Below are 17,558 nucleotides of genomic sequence, written 5' to 3' on the forward strand. Positions count from 1 at the left end.
TTACACCTTCTTATCAATAAATGCATCTATTGCGTCGCTAAGTGTTATTCGTATGCTTTGAGTAAAGCCTGTGACTTGCAGGCTTTTTTCTGCTTCTCAAGCAGAGTGCAATATCTCATGTCTATGCGTCAACAGAAATTGGGGAGTTTCATCAAAGCAGCTTAGGAGAATTTAATCTTTGATCAAAACGTTGTTTGAACTTTGATTTCATTCATTAGCCAACCTGTTAATGCGGATTAAGCATACTCCTCGCCAATGTTCTCTAAAAATGACTCTTGCCAGTCATTATTTGATGGTCAGGAGCACGTTGTCCTGAAAGCCGGGTAGAGCGAGGCCCGACGAGAAGTGTTGAACCGTCTAATTTCCCGTGTGGATTGGGCGGTTACTTCTTTTGAGTTCATCGGCTGCCTAGACCGCTTCTCTGTTGCCAGTGCGTACGAACTCATGGCTTCGTGGCGTCGGTCGATAATTTCGTTGTCAGGTTTCATTGTCCAGAGCAAAAATTAGTATCCGTTTCCTGTCTGTGAAAGCAGGAATGATGGTCATCCGCGCCGATCTTTTTACCCACAGCGTTCCAAGCAGTTAGGGCTAAGCCGGGTGATCCACATCAACAGCGTGGAGTCCATAGCAACGTTCTACCCATGCCCAACACCGGTGGAGCAGAAGATCCTCAAAAGTCAGTCATAGATTGCAGTAGAAGGATGACAACTCGGTGATTACGATTTCTTGATTGTCTGCTCCTCCAAGAGCATATTGAATTGAAGCAGCTGTTCATCACTGAGCTGTTGGCGACTTGTCGAGCCGAGATGTTGTTGAAGAAATGCTCGGGCCTGATCTGAGTTCCAGCCAAGCTGCTTCAACATCGAATCTCCCTGGTTCAGCAAGTCTCCACGGCGGATTGGCGCCGGGGCGGTGGAGGCATCATCGTTAGCTTGAATCAACTTGAGCTGTCGCAAATAGGCCACCAAATCGGCGTAGCGCGTGAGTTTGTGGCGGCTGCCAAGGCCAAATGCTCGCGTGAGGTACGCCTGCTCTTGCTCTCGCGTCCAACCGATGCGTCTGATTTCGAGGTCGATGGCGGTGAGCTCGTCGCTCCAATCGTCAGGATCCGTCGGTGTTTCCGAAGGTGGATCTTGGGTGTTGGAAATCTGTGGAGTGGCAGAGGGGGCAGGAGCAACAGGCTCGGGCGCCTCAATCTTCCGTGGCCGCTCTACCGCGACATGCTCTGCTGCCTTTGAGCTTTCGTTGTCTTGGGGACTGACAGCAACCTGTTCCAGCCGTTGTGGAGGACTGATCTGAAGCCTGGTGTTGAGACGTTGTAACGCCCTTTCCTCAGCTTCTTCAGCCGTGGCTGCTTCGCCAAGGGCGCTGCCCAAAACAGCCCCGTCAGTTGATGCCTCAACCCTCACGATGCATCGGAGGGTATCGACGTGACACAGCTCGGCCCGGATCTGCATCGCAATGGAACAGCGCTTGCACTTTCTAGGCTGCCGCCATGGACATCACTTCGCTCCCCTCGCTTTCGGATTTCTTTGAAGGTGCCGACCAATGGGGAGAGATTTTTGCGCTACTCCCCGTGCTGGTGCTCCTGGAGCTGATCCTTTCGGCTGACAATGCCGTCGCTCTTGCTGCCATTGCCCGTAGTAGTCGTCAGCCAGAGCAGGAGCGACTGGCGCTCAACCTTGGTATTGGCATGGCTCTGGTGTTGCGAATCGCCCTGATCGTTGTTTCCCAATGGGTTTTGCAAAATACGTGGGTTCAGCTCTTCGCCGCTGCCTATCTCGTTTGGCTTGTGGTGGATCACTTCAAAAGTCGGTCGGACGATTCGGCCTCTGCTTTGGATGCCGATGATTCTGATCGCAGTGAACGTCCCTTTCTCAAGACCGTTCTGCTTCTGGCCTTCACTGATCTGGCCTTCTCCATCGACAGTGTCGCCGCAGCGGTGGCAATCAGTGATCAAATCCTGCTGATCAGTGCAGGAGCCTTTATCGGGATCGTGGCTTTGCGCTTCACGTCCGCCCTATTCATTCGCTGGCTTGACCTGTACCCGCGCCTTGAAACAGCTGGTTTCCTTGCCGTTGCTTTCGTTGCCTTTAGGTTGATCGTTCACGTCATCGTTCCAGACTTGAATCAACCCGATTGGTTAACGCTTCTGGTTGTGTTGGTTTTGTTTGCTTGGGGAATGTCAATTCGAACCAGTGATCTCGATCAAGACGAAAGCCATGCTTGTTGAGCTTCGCCACGTCAGTGGTGATTATTTAATCAACCGCGTTGATCTTGCAGACCCACCACACCCTGGACGATGGCTCGTCGTCAAGGATGAATCATTCCTAGTGATGCAACGTCGCCACCGCTACGCCCTACGCAACGGGCGCTATGTCATGGCGTCAGTAGCCTTAATGGTCAAACCTCAGTCTCGGCCTGCTGATGCAACGCCCTGGCGACACGGCTGGGTCATCGGCGACCCAAACTGTCGTTTCAATGCCCGCAGCCCTTTGTTGCGCTGTGCTGTGTGGCCCGAGGGACCCTGTGAAAGCTGCAGTCATCATGAACTTCGTTGACCAATGAACGCTGAATGGCTCACTGGGCGTCTCTGCGCTGGCCATGGTGTCGCTTCCGGAACAAGCAGTCAATCTCCTTATCCGGATGGAACGATTCGAATGCAAACTCCTGTATTCATGGCATTGGGTCTCGACCTGACTAACTGTTACTTCGGCACGTTGAATGTTGACTTTTCACCCCTAGAAGTTTTACTTTCGAATCCAGATCACCTGTTCGAGAAAGTTCGGTGGACAGAGCTCCATCCTCCTGAAACGTTCTCGTTCTGGAGTGTGCAAATCAAGGCACGAGAAGCTGAAGTTGTCGGGGGATGGATTTATTACCCCCATCCCGAAACAAAACAACGCCACTGGCAACCTCCAACAACATTGGAGCTGATCGCACCTCGGTTGACTGGCGTGAATGAAGGCTGCACAATTCAACTTCACGATGAACGCAGACGTATCAAACTCGTGAACACGATTCGGCTTCGTGCACGGTTGCTTGAATTTCTCAAATTTAGAGTTCTCGCGTCTCAGCAAACATTCTTTGAGGCCGACAGCCTTTTGAAACGGCAGCAATGGCTCTCCAGCATGTTCCCCGAAGCCCTTCAACTTTCCGAACAGGATCTTGATCAGGTCTGGACTCAAGCGCGTTCGTTGTACACGGAATCCTGAATCAATCCACGTCGAAGCGATCTCCTCTGGTGGCCTTGAGTTGCTGTAACAGAACTGGAGCGGTGCTGCGTGCCTTACCTTCCAGCTGAGCTTCGCGAATCAAAAGAGGACAGCCGGAACTGCTGACCACCAGGCCCTGATCCTCAAGCACCGCCAGGATTGTCCCTGGTGCATGTCCACCGGTGGGCCATTGGCCTACAAGTTGGCGGCTGTTTGTGCTGAGTTGATCCTTCAACCGTTCGATCAACGGTTCACAGCGCAACACCTTCAGCCGTTTGCCTTGCCAATGGGTGAAGGCTCCGGGATAAAGCCCCATCACTTTGCGGTGAATGCTTAGAGCAGGGGCTGACCAATCCAACCTGAAATCCTGCTTCTCCAGCATGCGTGCATAGCTCGACTCCTCTGCCTGAGCACGCACCTTCAGCCTTGCCAATCTCTCTTGCTCTCGTCCTGGACCTGCCGCTTCAATCAATGGCATGGCCTGCACCATCAACTCTGCAGTGAGGGAACTCAGCCGTTCAGCCAGGTCGATGGAGGTATCCAGCAGCTGGATCGGAATCCTCTGCTCGAGGAGTACAGGTCCGGTGTCGAGTCCTTCTTCCATGGCCATGATCCCCACACCTGTTTCCTCGTCACCCTCAAGCAGGGCCCATTGAATTGGACCAGCACCCCGCCAGCGGGGCAGAAGTGATCCGTGACCGTTCCAGCAACCCAGGGGAGGTTGCTCCAAAACATCCTTGGGGAGAATTTGTCCGAAGGCGACCACCACTGAGGCATCGGCTCCGAGAGCAGCAAGTTGCTCCTTGCAATCTTCATCCCGTCGGATCCGTACCGGTGTGAACACCGGAAGTGACAGCTCTTCAGCCCTCGCTTTCACCGGTGAAGGAACCAGTTGCTTCCCTCGACCACGCCGCCGATCCGGCTGTGTCACGACTCCCACAATCGTGTGCCCAGCCTTATGCAAGGCATCAAGGGTGGGCACCGCATAGGCCGGTGTTCCCCAGAACAGAATCCTCAACGTCAGGCTTCGCCGGTGATGGACAAACCATCCACCCAAACGTGAGGGCTCACGCCGCGGTGGGTCACTTCGGCTTCAGATTCAAGGTGGGCAATACCGTTGAGAACAGTGCGGATGTCACCAGCAACCGTTGCAGCTTCAACCGAAACCCTTTCGCCGTTCTTGACCAACCAACCATCAAACGGCAGAGAGAAGGATCCCTGGGTGGCCTTGACACCGGCATGCAGTGCAGAAAGATCTTCGATCAAAACGAATGGCCCGGATTCTGTGCGGTGATTCAGGCTGCTGCCGCTCATCACCTCCGGATCGGAGCCGACCACGAACCAGTCCGGACCTACCGAGACCTTGGCACCAAGCCCCGCGTGGCCGGTGGGCTCAACGCCGAATGCTCGTGCCGTGGCTTCAGAGTGGAGGAAGTTCTTCAGTGTTCCGCCTTCAATCAAGGAAAGACGACGGGTTGGCGTACCTTCGCCATCGAAGGCTGCGGCACTGATATGGCCAGGATGAAGTCCGTCATCGTGCAGATTCAAGAACGGAACTGCCACGTTGGAACCGATCGAATCACGCTGGCTCAGGCTCACACCGTCGAGCACCGAACGAGCATTGAACATGCTGCTAAAGGCACCAAGCAGGGAAAGAAAAGCCTCCGGTGTAAAGCAGACCCGGTAACTGCCGGTGTCGATAGGCCGATAGTCGAGATGACTGATTGTTCGCTCAACCGCTTCGCTGATGCAGCCTTGAACATCGAGTTCGCTGCTGCCGAGCCCAAGACGAACGGCTCCTCCACTTCGCGGCTTGCGGCCGGCCTCTTCGGCTCGGGCGTAAAGATAGAGGCTGGCTTGGGTGCGCTCCATCTGGCGCAGAGCCCCATCACTGTTCAGATAGAGGCTCTGGGATAGAGATTCCGCCAGGCCGTTGTAAGGCACAGTTTCAATGGCCCTGTGGCGGCTCAAGAGGTCTGCTTCTGCGTCCCGAAGCGTGTCCAGCAGAGGGAGGATTCCCTGGCGGGGTTGCAGTGGTCGATCTAGTTCTGGCAGTGGTGCCGTGGCCAGAGGTGAAAACTTAGGAATTTCGTCGGGGTTGCCAAAACGACTGGCTGCATGAGCCCCGACCAAAGCTTGCTCTAGCCCTCCATCAGAGAGGTCGGTGGTGCTGGTAATGCCGACCAGGCCATCGCTGTTCCAGACGCGAACTGTGATGGAACTCCGCTGTGATGCTTTGAGTTGCTTGGCTTCACCCCGGTCAACCTGAACAGAGCAATCATCGCTGCATGCAGCACCGAGGTCCCAACAGCGAATCCCTTCTCGCGAGGCGAGAGTCTGGAGTCGATCTCGTAGATGTGTGGCGTTGAGGCTGTTGTTGCTGGTCATTCTCAGCGGCCCCCAACTGTGATCGAGTCAACCTTGATGTGGGGTTGTCCGACGGTGACAAACACACTGCCGCTTACGGAACCACAGAACCCTGCAGCCAGTTCAAGGTCATTGGCACACATCGAAATCCGTGGCATGACCTCTTTGGCATCACCAATCAGCGTTGCACCTTTGACGGGTTTGGTGAGTTTGCCGTTCTCAATCAGATAGCCCTCTTCAACGGAGAAGTTGAACTGGCCAGTCGGACCAACGCTCCCGCCTCCCATGGCCTTGCAATAAAGACCCCTATCCACGGATTCAATCAGTTGTTCAGGCGAATGGGATCCAGCATCGATAAAGGTGTTTCGCATCCGGCTGGCAGCTGCAAAAGCATGGCTCTGACGTCGACCGCTACCCGTGCGTTTGTGGCCGGTGCGCAGTTCACCAGCACGGTCACTGATGAAGCGCTGCAGCACACCGTCTTTGATCAAGACAGTGCGCTCAGGTTCCATGCCCTCATCGTCCATGGACAAAGAACCGAAGGATCCACCACTCAAGCCTTCGTCGATTGCGGTGACGGCCGGGTGAGCAATGAGTTCACCCACACGGTCAGCGAAGGGGGTTGTGCCGCGTTCGATCTGAGTTGTTTCGAGAAGGTGTCCACAGGCCTCGTGGAAGATCACACCGCCGAAGCGATTGGCCAGCACAGCTGGCATTTGTCCAGCATCCACGTAATCGGCTCGCAACATCGTGCCGGCGCTGTTGCAGACCTCTGCTGCACTGGCTTCGGAATCCCAGTCACGCAGGTCGTCTGGCCGATCGGAACTGCCGTAGCGGCGGCCAATGCTGGATCGGTGATCTCCGTCGGCAGCCAGGACTGATAAGCCCGACGACTGATGCAATCGAATGTCTCTCGCGAAGGTTCCGTCTGATGCAGCGACCAGCACTTCCTGCCAATCGCGGGCGTAACTGCCGCGGCGAACCTGTAGGTGCTGGCCCAAGCGCTCGAGATGAGCAGTTCCCTGCAGCAGGCATTGGCTGGCTTGATCCAGGGAAGGGCAGCGATCAAGCCAATCCGCCTTCGCCAAGCCGTGGTCCGTCAGGGCCTTCAATCCTTCAAAACCTGCGGACCTGCTGAGGTCTTGGGGCTCAAGTCCCAGCATGGCCAGGGCCTGGTCAAGAGCACGCTTTAGTCCCGCTTCGCTGAGGTCATTGGTGCTGACAAAGCCATCGCGTCCTTCACGGAACACCCGCAGCCCTGCCCCACGAGCAAAGGATGGATTGACACTGGTGATCCGATCCTGTTCAGCGAGCAAACCGATGTGATCTGTTCGCTCGAGGAATACTTCCACCAGATCGGCTCCTGCAGCACTGCCGCGATGCAAGAGGGACTCCATAAGTCCGCGCCACTGATTGGAAAAGGCGTTGGTCAAGGAAACTCCTGAATTTGGCTGGGGAATACCCTCAGCGCACGGCTGGTTGAAAACGCTCGCTGTCGATCGCTGGCATCAGAAATAGCTTTGCCATTTCGGCACCGTTACCGATCCAGAACGGCAGCTTCCGCAGCAACTTGACGGGAGCAATGGAATCGCTGGCGTCGGCCTGCTCCAAGGCATTGTTGTTGGCAACAAGGCGCTCAAGGCGAGTCCAGAACTTTTCGTTCTTGACGTCGAGGACGACGGGGAAGACGCGAGCAGATGTCTCGTTGGTTTTCTCAATCACCATTTTGTCGTAGGTGCGCGCATCAAGGCCAAGGGCCTCGTAGAACTCCTTGCGGGCAACGTCACGCACGTACATGGTTGCGAATACCGCCAGAAGGAAGAAGCGACACCAAAGTTTGGCGATCGGACCGCGGACCGTATCGGGTTGTGCCTTCATCAGAGCATCGAAGAAATCGCCGTGGCGGTTTTCGTCCTGACACCAGTTCTCGAAGAAGTTAAAGATCGGGAAAATCTTGCTGTCGGGATTCTTTTCGAGATGCCTAAAAATGGCGATGTAGCGCCAGTAGCCGATTTTTTCAGAGAGATATGTCGCGTAAAAAATGAACTTTGGCTTGAAAAAGGTGTAATCCTTGTTGGCGGTGAGAAAACCAAGGTCAAGTTGCATACCGAAGTCGCTCATTGACTTGTTGAGGAAGCCTGCATGACGAGCTTCATCACGAGCCATGTGAGCAAAACACTCAGCAAGAAGAGGATTTTTGGCCTTAATCCGACGACTCAGTTCCTTATAAAGAAGGAATCCTGAAAATTCAGACGTGCAGCTTTGCTCCAGGAATTCGATGAAGACCTTGCGGGTCTCCGGGTCGAGCTTGTCTGCGGCTCCCTCAAATTCCTCGTTGCGAACAAAGTGATGACGGTTGTAATCCTTCCTGAATTCTTCGCAGATGGCTTCTAGTTCAGCCTCGTTCGGCTGAAGATCCATCGCCGCCATCGCCTCAAAATCGGTGGTGTAGAAGCGTGGGGTGAGGATTGTGTCCTTGACAGGATCCTTGATGGCTACAGCGCTGCCTTCGGCCACGGTGGTGGGAGGGACCATCAGTTGCGTTTCACGATCCTGCCAATGTAGGCGTGTCAGGACGACCCCCGAGCTGAAAACGACCGGTTAGTTACCTCCCAACCACTTTTGGCCGTTGAGGCGCTGCAACAGGCGGGAGACCAAAAGGGGCAGAGACATCCGCTTTTCGTCGATCAGGAAGCTTTCCAACAGGGTGGGGTCACTGCCGGGGTCAGCCAAGGCAATCACCTTTGTGCTGTTGATATCTGCCTTGGAGAAGCAGAGCCAGAAGCGACGTCCACCAGGGAGTTCGCCGATGACCATTGGGCAATCCCCTCCAACCACGGGACGCTGACCATCCACGCGCTCCAGTCGTTCTGCTGTGATGTTGTGATCAGCCAGTTGTTTGGCGACGGCCGGTACAAACAGCGAGTCGATGAACTCTGGGAAGGGTTTGTCCTCCGGTTTCGGAGGCTTTGCTTTCGCCGCAGGCTTGGCAGGGGTCTCTTGACCTGAAGGCTCCTTCTCGACAGGGGTTTCGCTCACCGATCCAGGGTTACTGCGGCAACTGTAAGCAGCCTGGTGCGTTGCTTACCAGTTCGCTTCAGGATCATCCCCCCAGTCGCTGTACTGCTGCGAGGGAGGTGGTACGGCGGAGGCTTGTGGATGCCGGGGCTCAGACGAAGGGCGCTGAATCACGCGATAAGCCACAGAAACCGTGGGGGCCGGTTCGCGCACATCCCTTTCAGGGCCGGGGTTTGTAGTGGTTCTGCGGGCCGAATCGTTGACGGCTGATTCCGTCTCTTGGACGTTGGGTTGAACAGGGGAATAGCGCTTTCGACTGAGAGGACGTTGCGCTGGCAACAACAGGAACGCTGTGAGTGCTGCACCTGCAGCGCCACCACCGGCGGCGAGCGCTGTCCACGCACCCAGGGGCATGGCTGGGGTCGTCCAAACCAGCAAGCGAAGCCGAGTCTTGTCTCCGACATTGGTCGCAGAAAAGGCGAGCAACGCCAGTAGAGGAGCCAGGCAGGGGATCAGCAGTAGCCGCTGAAACGTGCTCATTCCAGTGGACCGCTCCAGCGATTCAACGGAGCAAGATCATCTTCCAGCCCATCGAATAGGCGCACCACAAGAAAATCCACCATCTCGTTCAACGACTCTGGTCGGGTGTACCAAGCCGGAATGGGAGCGGCAATGGTTGCTCCTGCTTCCGCCAGACCAGTGAGGTTGCGGAGGTGAATCAGGTTGAAGGGCATCTCCCGTGGAGCGATCACCAGTGGACGGCGCTCCTTGAGGTGAACATCCGCACAGCGCTCGATCAGATCAGCGGCAATTCCGGCGTGGATGCGTCCAACGGTTCCCATGCTGCAAGGAACGATCACCATCGCCCGTGTCCGGTAGCTGCCACTCGCGATGCAGGCAGCTTGATCATTCCAGCGATGACATCTCAAATCTCCGCTTTCCACCCCAAGCCTGTCTCTCCAGAACTCGCTTTGCTTCAGGGGATCCACGGGAATGGACAGCCCCTGTTCGGCACGGAAGACCTCATGGGCGCCGTGGCTGAGAACGAGATGGACAGAGCGCCCTCGCTGTAGAAGCAACTGCAGGGCACGCTCGGCAAGGGGTTGTGCCGACGCACCGGTGACGGCCAGAACGTAGGGATGCATCACTCAGCGCTCGCTGAGGGAAACAGGCAGCGGCTCAGACGGTTCAAGCTCGGTGGAGACTTCATCGCCCTGACTGATGACCTCGAGATCGATCTGGTTGCGTAGAACATCAACATTGATCACACGCACCTGAACCTGATCGCCGAGTTGATAGGTCTGACGGTTCTTGCGACCGACCAAACGATTCTGTCGTGATCTGTATTCGTACCAGTCATCGTTGAGGGAGCTCACATGAACCAGGCCCTCAACCCGACTCTCGCCCACTTCAACGAAGAAGCCATAACTCTGAACACCACTGATACGGCCTTCCACCTGCTCGCCGATCAGCGGTTGTGCTGATCGGGCCTGGATCATCGACAGCAGATCTTTTTCAAGCTCCAGCACCTGCCGGCGACACGAATTGAGCCGCTGCACCGTGCGGTCGTTGACCAACCCATTCAATTTGTCGTCCTGGGATGCCGTGAACAAGGGCCAAGTCAGATCAGCGCCTGCTCCCTTGCTACCAAGCTTCAAACGCGTCTTGTGACGCACGGTCGGACGATCTTTGGCGTCCGTCAACAGTGCAACCAGCATCTGTTGATTGACAAGGTGTCCGTAATGCTGTGTGGCACAGGTCCAAGGGGTGAGTGATGCGTCATGGCTGGCTGGATCACCTCCCTCTGCTGAGGAAGGCTCCTGCTCTGCATTAGACGTCTCCGTGGACGCCGCAAAATTGAGTGGAGGGAGCGCGTGACTGAGCTGTTGTTCAAGCACCCGTCGTTGGCTGCTGTCTTTGAACACCTGGATCAGCTCAGACGCTGACGGACAACCCTCGTCATCGAGTTCAAGGGGGAGGTCCAAGGCGATGGCCGTCTTGGCAACATCGGTCAAGACGTTGCCATCGGGTTCCTCAGCCTGAATGCTGATCCCGGGCAATTGGAGATCAATCCGGTGTGCAGTCCAGGCACGATCGGCACACCTCAGCAGAGGTTGGAGGAATGCATGGGGATCCTCCGGGTTGAAGGCGTCAACCCAGCGATGACGAAGACCGGATGGATCCGCACTGCGTAGATCACCAAGCGCCTCCAGCTGGGGTGGGCGAAGGTCCAGTTGCACAGCCCCGAGGCTGCGCTCGTAGTCCAGCAGGAGAGTGCTGCAGAACCGCAAGGTCTCCAGTTGAGCCAACTGATCTTTGATGGGCTTAAGTGCCGCCGGAATGCTTCGAGCCTTTGGTTTGCGTTCCGCCAGAGCGATCAATTGATCAGCGCTCACTTCGGCTGTGGGGCGAACCGTGCTGAGCATGAACTCCCAGTCGCAGAGTTCACCATTGGCTCCGATGTCCAGTCGCACGCTGATGGCCTCGACATCTGTGCCGGTGGAGAAGCTCGTCGCTTTGTGAAGCGCGGGTGTTAGCAGGGGGTGCCAGACCTCACCGAGGCAAAGCGCTTCACCGCGATCTCGCAGACAAACATCGAGGCTGCTGCCTAATCCGATTCGCTCGCCCACGCTGGGCACGTGGATCCATAGACGGCATCCGCCATCCTTGGCTTCAACATGCACTGCCGGCAAGCCCGGTGCATCCTCCTGCTTCCAGCCTTTGAGAAGGAGGCAGGGTTGTCCGGTCAGATCGACACGGCCCTTCGCCGCAGGAGTTTTGCCAGAACTACGGGGTGCCGCAGGACGATCTTGAAGCCCAGCCTTGGTCAATAAGAGGTCACGATCCGCTGCAGGGCCGCCGTTGAGCGGGAGGGAGCGCACCACACGACCGGCAGCAGCGTTTTGGGCCACGGGATAGCGGTCAATGTGCACCTCGACAACGCTTGAGATCTCGTCTCCAGGTAGATGCTCGGAATCCTCCGGTGGCAGTTCGATGCCAGCCAGCACCCTGTCATCAAGGGGGGATGCCAGTAACTGCTCGCCCTGTTGCTCCACCTGGGCCAGCAGAGAGCGGGTTGCACGCTCAAGGATGCACTGAACGCCGCCTTCAGGAGAGCGTCGTCGTCCGCCCTCGCGCGTTACACGCACCAACACGCGATCACCATTCCAAGCATGGTTGAGCTGATGATCCCGGATGTAGATGTCCTCACCGCCGTCATCACGAATGGCGAAGCAGAACCCTTTGCTACTGCACCTCAGTCGGGCATCAATCAGATCATTTTCAAGTGGGCGCTTGAGTCCACCCTCGTTTGATCGTTCAACGACCCCGAGCTTCACCAGTGATGCGATTGCAAGCTCCAGCGACGCTTGATCCGTCTTATTGAGCTTCAGGATCTTGGCCAGCTGGTCTTGTTCAGAAGGATGCTCTGTGGAGAGCTGATCCAGTAGATCGGCAACCGTGAATTTCATCGTGGCGTACGCAGGAACCGACCATCAGGGCCGGGAGAGAAGGAAGGGGTGGCCGACGCCGAACAGCTGGCCGTGCTGAGTCAACCCTTCAAACTTCACTTTAAGGCTCTGAAGTCTGATCCCCGTCTGAGGAGTTTTCAGCATCGCTGAACAGAGGCAGCAGCAAGCGACCACCAATCACGAGAAAACCGATGGAAGCAACCAACTGGAGAAGGTCGCTGGGAATCACTGTGGCGACGGATCCTCCTGCAAAGGCTCCAAGAAAACTCGCGAGAACAAGCGCTGATGATGATCCAAGAAACACCGCCAGGGGGCGATTTGAAGTGCCGCTGATGGCGACGGTGGCGAGTTGGGTCTTGTCACCGAGTTCGGCCAAGAACACGGTCAAGAAGGTGGAAATCAGAAGGGGAAAATCCATCGTCAACTCGCAGCACTAAGCCATAAAGATCGGGCGGCTTGCAGGCCCAGCCAGATGCCAAGGGCCACCATCAACACTCCAGCCATCAGCTCCAGCCGCTCAGGAGGAAGCGTTTTGGCCAACCATTGACCCACGAGGACCCCCACAAGGCTGGACGCAATCAAAGCCAGCGCGGCACCGATGAACACCAACACCGGTGAGCCGGACTGGGCGGAGAGCAGCAGCGTCGCCAGCTGCGTCTTGTCACCCAGTTCAGCTACAAAAACGGTTGTGAAGGTGCTGAACAGCACGGCAGCGAAGCTCCGCGACTCGCTGCTTGTTTGCTCACTGGTCAACAGGACCTCCCGCTATCTGCGCGCGGTTGAACCTACGCATCACGCCACTGCGGCCGCCATAGGTGCTGCGGATCTGCTGGTTGCAACAGGCAATGGCGAAGCCGTCGAGTGCATCATCTGGAACGTGAAACAACCGCCCCAGCTCGCTGACGCGGCAGAAATCAGGACGCTCGTCGTAGATCCTGCAGCGCTGCCTGCCCGTGTCGTAATTGATGCACCAGCCATCTGCCCCCACCATGGCTAGATAGGTGCGCTGTTGATCTTCGCTCAAAGCCGCTAGAGCATCAGCACGTTCCTCTGGAGCGAGTCGACAACAGGCACCGCAGTGCTTGATGCAGGTCCACTGAAGCTTCTCTCTGGTCATCGCTGAGGCTGTGACAAGCCATCACAGAGAGAGGAACGAATTCGTCGATCTCGGGACAGAGCCCCGTAGCCTGGGAGGTGAAAAGATTTCGGACAGCGCTGCATCGTCATGGGCTTTGACATTCACCTGATCGCCAACTTTGCCGCCCTGGCGTTGATCACCATTGCCGGCCCCGCTGTCATCTTCATCCTCTTCTACCGCCGCGGCGCGCTCTGATCGCCTCTGCTTAGGGACGAAGCCCCAATCCAAGACAGGCTTCTTCCATCAACTGAACGACACGTGTATCCCTCGCCAGGTCGTCGTCACTGGTGAGGGATTTTTCTTGTTCAATCTTTGCCTGCAGGGTTTTCCCATCACCATTGGTGAGCGTGAGACCTGACATTTCGGTCCAGCAAGCTGTGTACTGACGGGTCCCGCGGTCGATCAGCACTAGCTCCGTATGGGCTCGAATTGCTTTGAGCTCCAGTTGAAGACGCTGTTCGCCCTGCCAACGGTTGATCGAAATGCTGTAAGCCACGTCACAGGATTCGGGTACGACCGCCGATGGATCCCATCGCCAGGCAATGGCTCGGCGCTCGCTGTCTCCCTGGCGGAGCCTCAGGGCTAGGTGTCCTCCTTTGAGGTCACGGCGCTCCTCAACGGTGACGCCCCGTGACCAGAACAACGGTTTCGGATGACCGATCCCAAAGGGAGCCAAGGATTGCAAATGCCGCCAGAGCTCCCAGTTCACGTCGTTTAAATGCAGCAGAGCATCGGGTTGCACGGGTCGGCCGAGGGCCTGGGTCATCAGCCAACCATCCGCCTGTTCGCAGAGGCGTTCATGCAGGGCATGCACATGCTCCGCTTTCACGGTGAACCCTCCGGCGGCGGGATGGCCTCCAAAACGGGACAACAGATCACTGCAACTGGAGAGGGCCTCATCCACAGCAAATCCGACGGGCCCACGCACCGAAGCCCGTAAACAGCCATCACCATCGCCGGCAAGGAGAGCGGTGGGTCGGTGATATCGCTCCATAAGACGCGCAGCAACAATGCCAATAACCCCGTGATGCCAGTGGCTTTGCGCCAATAGAAGAAATGACGGGAGAGCATCACTTGTCTCTGCTTCCACGAGGGCCACGGCCTCCGCTTCAATCGCATCGCACAGATCGCGCCGCTGGCGGTTGAAATCATCACAACGTCGCGCCAGCGCCATGGCCGAATCAGAATCTTCCGCTGTGAGTAGATCCACAACGAGCTTCGGTTCTCCTAAGCGACCTACGGCATTGATGCGTGGTGCAAGTTGAAAGCCGATGTCTTCGGCCGTTAGCGGACGTTCCCCGAGACCAGCAAGACGCTGCAGCGCTTGTAATCCCCTGCACTCGGAACGATGCAGATGATTCAGTCCCTCCAGCAACCAGCTGCGGTTGGCGCCTACCAAGGGGGCCATATCGGCCACAGTTCCAATGCAGAACAGATCCCGAGCCACGCGGATGGCCTCAGGTTTGTTCAGGGCTTCGGCCACGGCATGGGCAAGCACATAAGCCAGTCCAACCCCAGCCAGACCCCGATAAGGAGAGCCGTCCGGTGTAGTCGCTGGGTGAATCAGGGCGGCCATGGGCGGCCGTTTCGCCGGGATGGTGTGGTGATCAGTCACGATCACTTGCATCTTCAAGCTGGCGGCGAGATCGAGTGCTTCCCGTGCGGCAACACCGTTATCGACGGTGACCAAAAGTCGCACTCCGTCGTCATAGAGCCGCTGAACCATGGCTGGGTTGAGGCCGTATCCCTCATCCATCCGTGACGGAATCGCTGGCTCTGGATCGGCGCCAAGCGGGCCCAAAGCTCTCAAAAGGAGAGCTGTGCTGGTCATTCCATCGGCGTCGTAATCGCCACAGATGGCCACACGTTCACTGGCACGGCAAGCCTTAACCAAGCGCGCACAGGCTTGGTCGAGATCAGGGAAGTGATCGCTGGTGGGCGGCAGATCACTAGGTGAGAGGAACGTTTCCGCCTCGGATCGTGACGTGAAGCCCCTGCGACGCAGAACACACCGCAACGCCAGCGGTAAATCAAGCCCCAGCAATGGCGATGGTTCCACTACAGCCGGAAGGGACCAGGACCAGTGGAGGGGGACAGCCGGCAAGGGAACGCAACAGGCGGTGATGTCCCAGCATTGTGCCGTTGCTGGTCATCAAGGTGAACAGGCTTTCAGCGGTTTTTTGGGATGTGGATGGAACCTTGGCCGACACGGAAATGGAGGGTCATCGCCCAGCCTTTAACAAGACTTTCGAGGAGCTGAATCTTCCGTTTCATTGGGATGAAGAGCTTTACAACACGCTTCTGGCAATTCCTGGAGGGCTCCGCAGGCTGAAGGTCCACGCTGAAGACCGTGGGGTGATGCTCAGCCAGGATCAATTGGATCAAGTGCGTGATCGCAAAAGGCTGCATTACCTGGAGCGCGTCCGTGAGGGCCATGTGAAGTTGCGCCCGGGTGTCAGGAGACTGCTGAAGGAGCTGAACCGCGCCGGGGTGCAGCAGTGGATTGTGACTTCAAGCGGATCCGCCTCCGTGATGGCCCTTCTCGAGCAGATTCAGAACGACATCCCTCACTTCGATGGCGTCGTGACATCCGACGACGTTTCAGCAGGCAAACCTGCACCGGATGGCTACCTGCTGGCCCTCAACCGCAGTGGCGCCGATGCCGCGGCAAGTCTCGCTGTGGAGGATTCAGCGGCGGGTCTGTCTGCTGCAACTGCAGCTGGTCTGTGTTGTCTGCTCACCCCCTCCCCCTGGGATGCGTCTGCCCTGCGTGATGCCAGTAAAAATGCAACGGCCGTGCTGGATCATCTTGGGGAACCGGGGGAGCCGGCGACCGTACGTTCGGGTCCCACTTGCCAGGACGGAACAGTGACGCTGAAGTATTTGGAGACTCTGCTGTCGGTGCCTGATCGATGAGCTCAATCCAGCGCACACGCCTGGCGGGCCTGCAGAACAGTTGGGGAGCAGTCCTTCGACGCAATTGGTCTGGTCCCTGGTGGCGACGTAGTGCGTCGGTGTTGATTCTTCTGCTTGGCTTTTTTATCGGCAGCAATCTCACAGTGCATCTGGCGAATGCCGTAGGGGTCAGAACGTTCACAGCCCTCTATGCCCTGATTGCCTGCGAACTTCTGGTGCTCTGGCGCCGTCGACTCCCCTGGCTCGACAACCTGCGGCTTGGTTTTGTTTATGCCGTTGTTTTGGAGGCCTTCAAAGTTGGATCCTGAGGGCCAACGTTTGATTCCGAGCGACGACCAGCAACGGTTGCTCCAGCACCTTGATCTGGGTGATCCAGTGACCTGGTTCGCAGAACAGCGCAAAACGGAGCGCCATCAAGTTGCTCTCGACCATTGGCATCCCGAAGCAGCACCGGATTGGTTGTGGTCGGTTGGATTGCCCCTTCTGAGTCTGGCGAACCAATGGCGCGGGCAACGCCGTCTGCTGGGGCTCAGTGCTCTCCCAGGATGCGGTAAGACCACCCTTGGGCAATGGATTGAAGCCGCCGGAAAGGTCTTGGACCTATCGATTCAAGTGGTTTCACTGGATGATTTTTATTTCGAAGCCGATCAGCTTGACGCAGCAATGCGCGGTAACCCCTGGGGTGTGCCCCGCGCGCTTCCGGGCAGCCATGACCTGAACCTTCTGCAGGATTGCCTTCTGCAATGGCGACAGGGCCAAGACCTGTCGATGCCTTGCTTTGACAAAGCGAAGAGAAATGGCCGTGGAGATCGCAACGGTTGGCGACGCTGTGACGCCGACTTCTTGATTCTTGAGGGTTGGTTTGTCGGCTGTGAATCGACGATGGACCTTGCAACAGCAGAATCCCATCTCGAAACTCCTCTAACACCGGAGGAACTGGCGTGGCGCACAAAACTGCAACCCGTACTTGCCGATTACGAAGCGATCTGGAGCAGCTTCGATCAGCTCTGGCAATTGCGTGCTCAAAATTTCAACGCTCCTTTGCTCTGGAAACGCCAACAGGAAGCCACGCTTCAGTCTGAACGAGGAGCATCACTCTCCCCTTCAGAACTGGAACGTTTCATCCGAATGATTCTCTGCGCGCTGCCCTCATGCTGTTTTCAACAGATGCGCGCTGATGTTGTTGTAGAGGTCGATTCGGATCGAAGCTTGCGGCGAATCCACCTCCCCAACGCGATTCAGGATTCGCCGTCTTCGGCTTCACTCACTGGGTAGACAAAACCCTGAGCCCGGCCACTCAACACAGATTTGCCGATAGACATTGCACGCTGGGCGGCGACGGCAGCCTTGGACTTCCAAGTGGCGCTGCGCTGGTTGCGCTTGGCCTTGGATGTTTTCTTCTTCGGGACGGCCATTGCGCCTGGTGAATTTCCA

21 protein-coding genes are annotated in these 17,558 nt (G+C 56.8%); 7 read left to right on the forward strand and 14 right to left on the reverse strand.

The window, feature by feature from the left end; all coding sequences use genetic code 11:
* Positions 1–716 precede the first annotated feature (716 nt).
* Positions 717–1,457, reverse strand: coding sequence for a hypothetical protein (locus tag FZX13_RS02810; RefSeq protein ID WP_226407075.1), 741 nt, complete (start codon positions 1,455–1,457; stop codon positions 717–719).
* A gap of 38 nt (positions 1,458–1,495) precedes the next feature.
* Between FZX13_RS02810 and FZX13_RS02815 the strand changes: the two genes are divergently transcribed.
* Genes FZX13_RS02815 through FZX13_RS02825 form a run of 3 tightly spaced genes read left to right on the forward strand, consistent with a single transcriptional unit; the run spans position 1,496 to position 3,215 of the window.
* Positions 1,496–2,233 carry a DUF475 domain-containing protein gene (locus tag FZX13_RS02815; protein ID WP_226407087.1) on the forward strand — a complete coding sequence of 246 codons (738 nt, stop codon included), beginning with the start codon at positions 1,496–1,498 and terminating at the stop codon, positions 2,231–2,233.
* The gene (locus FZX13_RS02820) at positions 2,223–2,561 is read left to right on the forward strand and encodes a DUF6464 family protein (RefSeq protein WP_115023158.1); all 339 of its coding nucleotides are present in this window, start codon (positions 2,223–2,225) and stop codon (positions 2,559–2,561) included. The genes FZX13_RS02815 and FZX13_RS02820 overlap by 11 nt, the downstream gene beginning before the upstream one ends.
* A 3-nt stretch (positions 2,562–2,564) precedes the next feature.
* Positions 2,565–3,215 (forward strand): hypothetical protein, encoded by a 651-nt coding sequence (locus tag FZX13_RS02825; RefSeq protein ID WP_226407089.1) that lies wholly within the window; start codon positions 2,565–2,567, stop codon positions 3,213–3,215.
* Position 3,216: 1 nt separating this feature from the next.
* On the opposite strand, the gene fmt is transcribed toward FZX13_RS02825, so the two are convergent.
* The 11 genes from fmt to FZX13_RS02880 form a co-directional block, all read right to left on the reverse strand.
* Positions 3,217–4,233, reverse strand: coding sequence for a methionyl-tRNA formyltransferase (gene fmt / locus FZX13_RS02830; RefSeq protein ID WP_226407091.1), 1,017 nt, complete (start codon positions 4,231–4,233; stop codon positions 3,217–3,219).
* A 2-nt stretch (positions 4,234–4,235) separates the two neighbouring features.
* Complete coding sequence (locus FZX13_RS02835) at positions 4,236–5,603, reverse strand: TldD/PmbA family protein (protein WP_226407093.1); 1,368 nt, start codon at positions 5,601–5,603, stop codon at positions 4,236–4,238.
* Positions 5,604–5,605: 2 nt separating this feature from the next.
* Complete coding sequence (locus tag FZX13_RS02840) at positions 5,606–7,015, reverse strand: TldD/PmbA family protein (RefSeq protein WP_226397660.1); 1,410 nt, start codon at positions 7,013–7,015, stop codon at positions 5,606–5,608.
* A gap of 31 nt (positions 7,016–7,046) precedes the next feature.
* Complete coding sequence (gene acsF, locus FZX13_RS02845) at positions 7,047–8,117, reverse strand: magnesium-protoporphyrin IX monomethyl ester (oxidative) cyclase (protein WP_226407095.1); 1,071 nt, start codon at positions 8,115–8,117, stop codon at positions 7,047–7,049.
* 66 nt (positions 8,118–8,183) lie between these two features.
* Positions 8,184–8,621 (reverse strand): DUF2996 domain-containing protein, encoded by a 438-nt coding sequence (locus tag FZX13_RS02850; RefSeq protein WP_115093862.1) that lies wholly within the window; start codon positions 8,619–8,621, stop codon positions 8,184–8,186.
* A 45-nt stretch (positions 8,622–8,666) separates the two neighbouring features.
* Positions 8,667–9,140 (reverse strand): hypothetical protein, encoded by a 474-nt coding sequence (locus tag FZX13_RS02855; protein WP_226407097.1) that lies wholly within the window; start codon positions 9,138–9,140, stop codon positions 8,667–8,669.
* Entirely contained in the window at positions 9,137–9,745 is a 609-nt protein-coding gene (locus FZX13_RS02860) for a flavin prenyltransferase UbiX (protein ID WP_226397657.1), read from the reverse strand. The genes FZX13_RS02855 and FZX13_RS02860 overlap by 4 nt, the downstream gene beginning before the upstream one ends.
* A gap of 3 nt (positions 9,746–9,748) precedes the next feature.
* On the reverse strand, positions 9,749–12,070 hold the full coding sequence (locus FZX13_RS02865; protein WP_226407099.1) for an RNB domain-containing ribonuclease: 2,322 nt from the start codon (positions 12,068–12,070) through the stop codon (positions 9,749–9,751).
* A 100-nt stretch (positions 12,071–12,170) separates the two neighbouring features.
* Entirely contained in the window at positions 12,171–12,488 is a 318-nt protein-coding gene (locus FZX13_RS02870; RefSeq protein WP_226397655.1) for a TMEM165/GDT1 family protein, read from the reverse strand.
* Positions 12,489–12,490: 2 nt separating this feature from the next.
* Entirely contained in the window at positions 12,491–12,823 is a 333-nt protein-coding gene (locus FZX13_RS02875) for a TMEM165/GDT1 family protein (RefSeq protein WP_226397654.1), read from the reverse strand.
* Positions 12,813–13,187, reverse strand: a complete 375-nt coding sequence (locus FZX13_RS02880) for a YkgJ family cysteine cluster protein (RefSeq protein WP_226397653.1) — start codon at positions 13,185–13,187, stop codon at positions 12,813–12,815. The genes FZX13_RS02875 and FZX13_RS02880 overlap by 11 nt, the downstream gene beginning before the upstream one ends.
* 108 nt (positions 13,188–13,295) lie before the next feature.
* Here FZX13_RS02880 and psb30 point away from each other — a divergent pair, with 108 nt between their 5' ends.
* The gene (psb30, locus tag FZX13_RS02885; RefSeq protein WP_115023138.1) at positions 13,296–13,403 is read left to right on the forward strand and encodes a photosystem II reaction center protein Ycf12/Psb30; all 108 of its coding nucleotides are present in this window, start codon (positions 13,296–13,298) and stop codon (positions 13,401–13,403) included.
* Positions 13,404–13,413: 10 nt separating this feature from the next.
* Here the strand turns inward: psb30 and recJ are convergent, their stop codons facing one another.
* Complete coding sequence (recJ, locus tag FZX13_RS02890) at positions 13,414–15,312, reverse strand: single-stranded-DNA-specific exonuclease RecJ (protein ID WP_226407101.1); 1,899 nt, start codon at positions 15,310–15,312, stop codon at positions 13,414–13,416.
* Positions 15,313–15,365: 53 nt separating this feature from the next.
* Here recJ and FZX13_RS02895 point away from each other — a divergent pair, with 53 nt between their 5' ends.
* Genes FZX13_RS02895 through FZX13_RS02905 form a run of 3 tightly spaced genes read left to right on the forward strand, consistent with a single transcriptional unit; the run spans position 15,366 to position 17,399 of the window.
* Positions 15,366–16,124, forward strand: coding sequence for an HAD-IA family hydrolase (locus tag FZX13_RS02895; RefSeq protein WP_370630770.1), 759 nt, complete (start codon positions 15,366–15,368; stop codon positions 16,122–16,124).
* Positions 16,121–16,432: a DUF565 domain-containing protein gene (locus FZX13_RS02900; RefSeq protein WP_226407105.1), complete on the forward strand. Its 312-nt coding sequence runs from the start codon at positions 16,121–16,123 to the stop codon at positions 16,430–16,432. The genes FZX13_RS02895 and FZX13_RS02900 overlap by 4 nt, the downstream gene beginning before the upstream one ends.
* On the forward strand, positions 16,422–17,399 hold the full coding sequence (locus tag FZX13_RS02905) for a phosphoribulokinase (protein ID WP_226407116.1): 978 nt from the start codon (positions 16,422–16,424) through the stop codon (positions 17,397–17,399). The genes FZX13_RS02900 and FZX13_RS02905 overlap by 11 nt, the downstream gene beginning before the upstream one ends.
* Here the strand turns inward: FZX13_RS02905 and FZX13_RS02910 are convergent.
* Positions 17,363–17,539, reverse strand: coding sequence for a 50S ribosomal protein L32 (locus FZX13_RS02910; RefSeq protein ID WP_226407118.1), 177 nt, complete (start codon positions 17,537–17,539; stop codon positions 17,363–17,365). The genes FZX13_RS02905 and FZX13_RS02910 overlap by 37 nt on opposite strands.
* Positions 17,540–17,558: the final 19 nt, after the last annotated feature.

Source organism: Synechococcus sp. MU1625 (assembly GCF_020514205.1).
Classification (GTDB): domain Bacteria; phylum Cyanobacteriota; class Cyanobacteriia; order PCC-6307; family Cyanobiaceae; genus Parasynechococcus.

What these genes read in the sequence shown, in the direction of transcription:
- FZX13_RS02900 (WP_226407105.1), top strand. Translation starts at nt 16,121, where the DNA reads ATGAGCTCAATCCAGCGCACACGCCTGGCGGGCCTGCAGAACAGTTGG.
- FZX13_RS02870 (WP_226397655.1), bottom strand. Translation starts at nt 12,488, where the DNA reads ATGGATTTTCCCCTTCTGATTTCCACCTTCTTGACCGTGTTCTTGGCC.
- FZX13_RS02880 (WP_226397653.1), bottom strand. Translation starts at nt 13,187, where the DNA reads ATGACCAGAGAGAAGCTTCAGTGGACCTGCATCAAGCACTGCGGTGCC.
- FZX13_RS02860 (WP_226397657.1), bottom strand. Translation starts at nt 9,745, where the DNA reads ATGCATCCCTACGTTCTGGCCGTCACCGGTGCGTCGGCACAACCCCTT.
- FZX13_RS02865 (WP_226407099.1), bottom strand. Translation starts at nt 12,070, where the DNA reads ATGAAATTCACGGTTGCCGATCTACTGGATCAGCTCTCCACAGAGCAT.
- acsF (WP_226407095.1), bottom strand. Translation starts at nt 8,117, where the DNA reads ATGGTCCCTCCCACCACCGTGGCCGAAGGCAGCGCTGTAGCCATCAAG.
- FZX13_RS02815 (WP_226407087.1), top strand. Translation starts at nt 1,496, where the DNA reads ATGGACATCACTTCGCTCCCCTCGCTTTCGGATTTCTTTGAAGGTGCC.
- FZX13_RS02820 (WP_115023158.1), top strand. Translation starts at nt 2,223, where the DNA reads ATGCTTGTTGAGCTTCGCCACGTCAGTGGTGATTATTTAATCAACCGC.
- FZX13_RS02855 (WP_226407097.1), bottom strand. Translation starts at nt 9,140, where the DNA reads ATGAGCACGTTTCAGCGGCTACTGCTGATCCCCTGCCTGGCTCCTCTA.
- FZX13_RS02910 (WP_226407118.1), bottom strand. Translation starts at nt 17,539, where the DNA reads ATGGCCGTCCCGAAGAAGAAAACATCCAAGGCCAAGCGCAACCAGCGC.
- psb30 (WP_115023138.1), top strand. Translation starts at nt 13,296, where the DNA reads ATGGGCTTTGACATTCACCTGATCGCCAACTTTGCCGCCCTGGCGTTG.
- FZX13_RS02825 (WP_226407089.1), top strand. Translation starts at nt 2,565, where the DNA reads ATGAACGCTGAATGGCTCACTGGGCGTCTCTGCGCTGGCCATGGTGTC.
- FZX13_RS02835 (WP_226407093.1), bottom strand. Translation starts at nt 5,603, where the DNA reads ATGACCAGCAACAACAGCCTCAACGCCACACATCTACGAGATCGACTC.
- FZX13_RS02810 (WP_226407075.1), bottom strand. Translation starts at nt 1,457, where the DNA reads ATGCAGATCCGGGCCGAGCTGTGTCACGTCGATACCCTCCGATGCATC.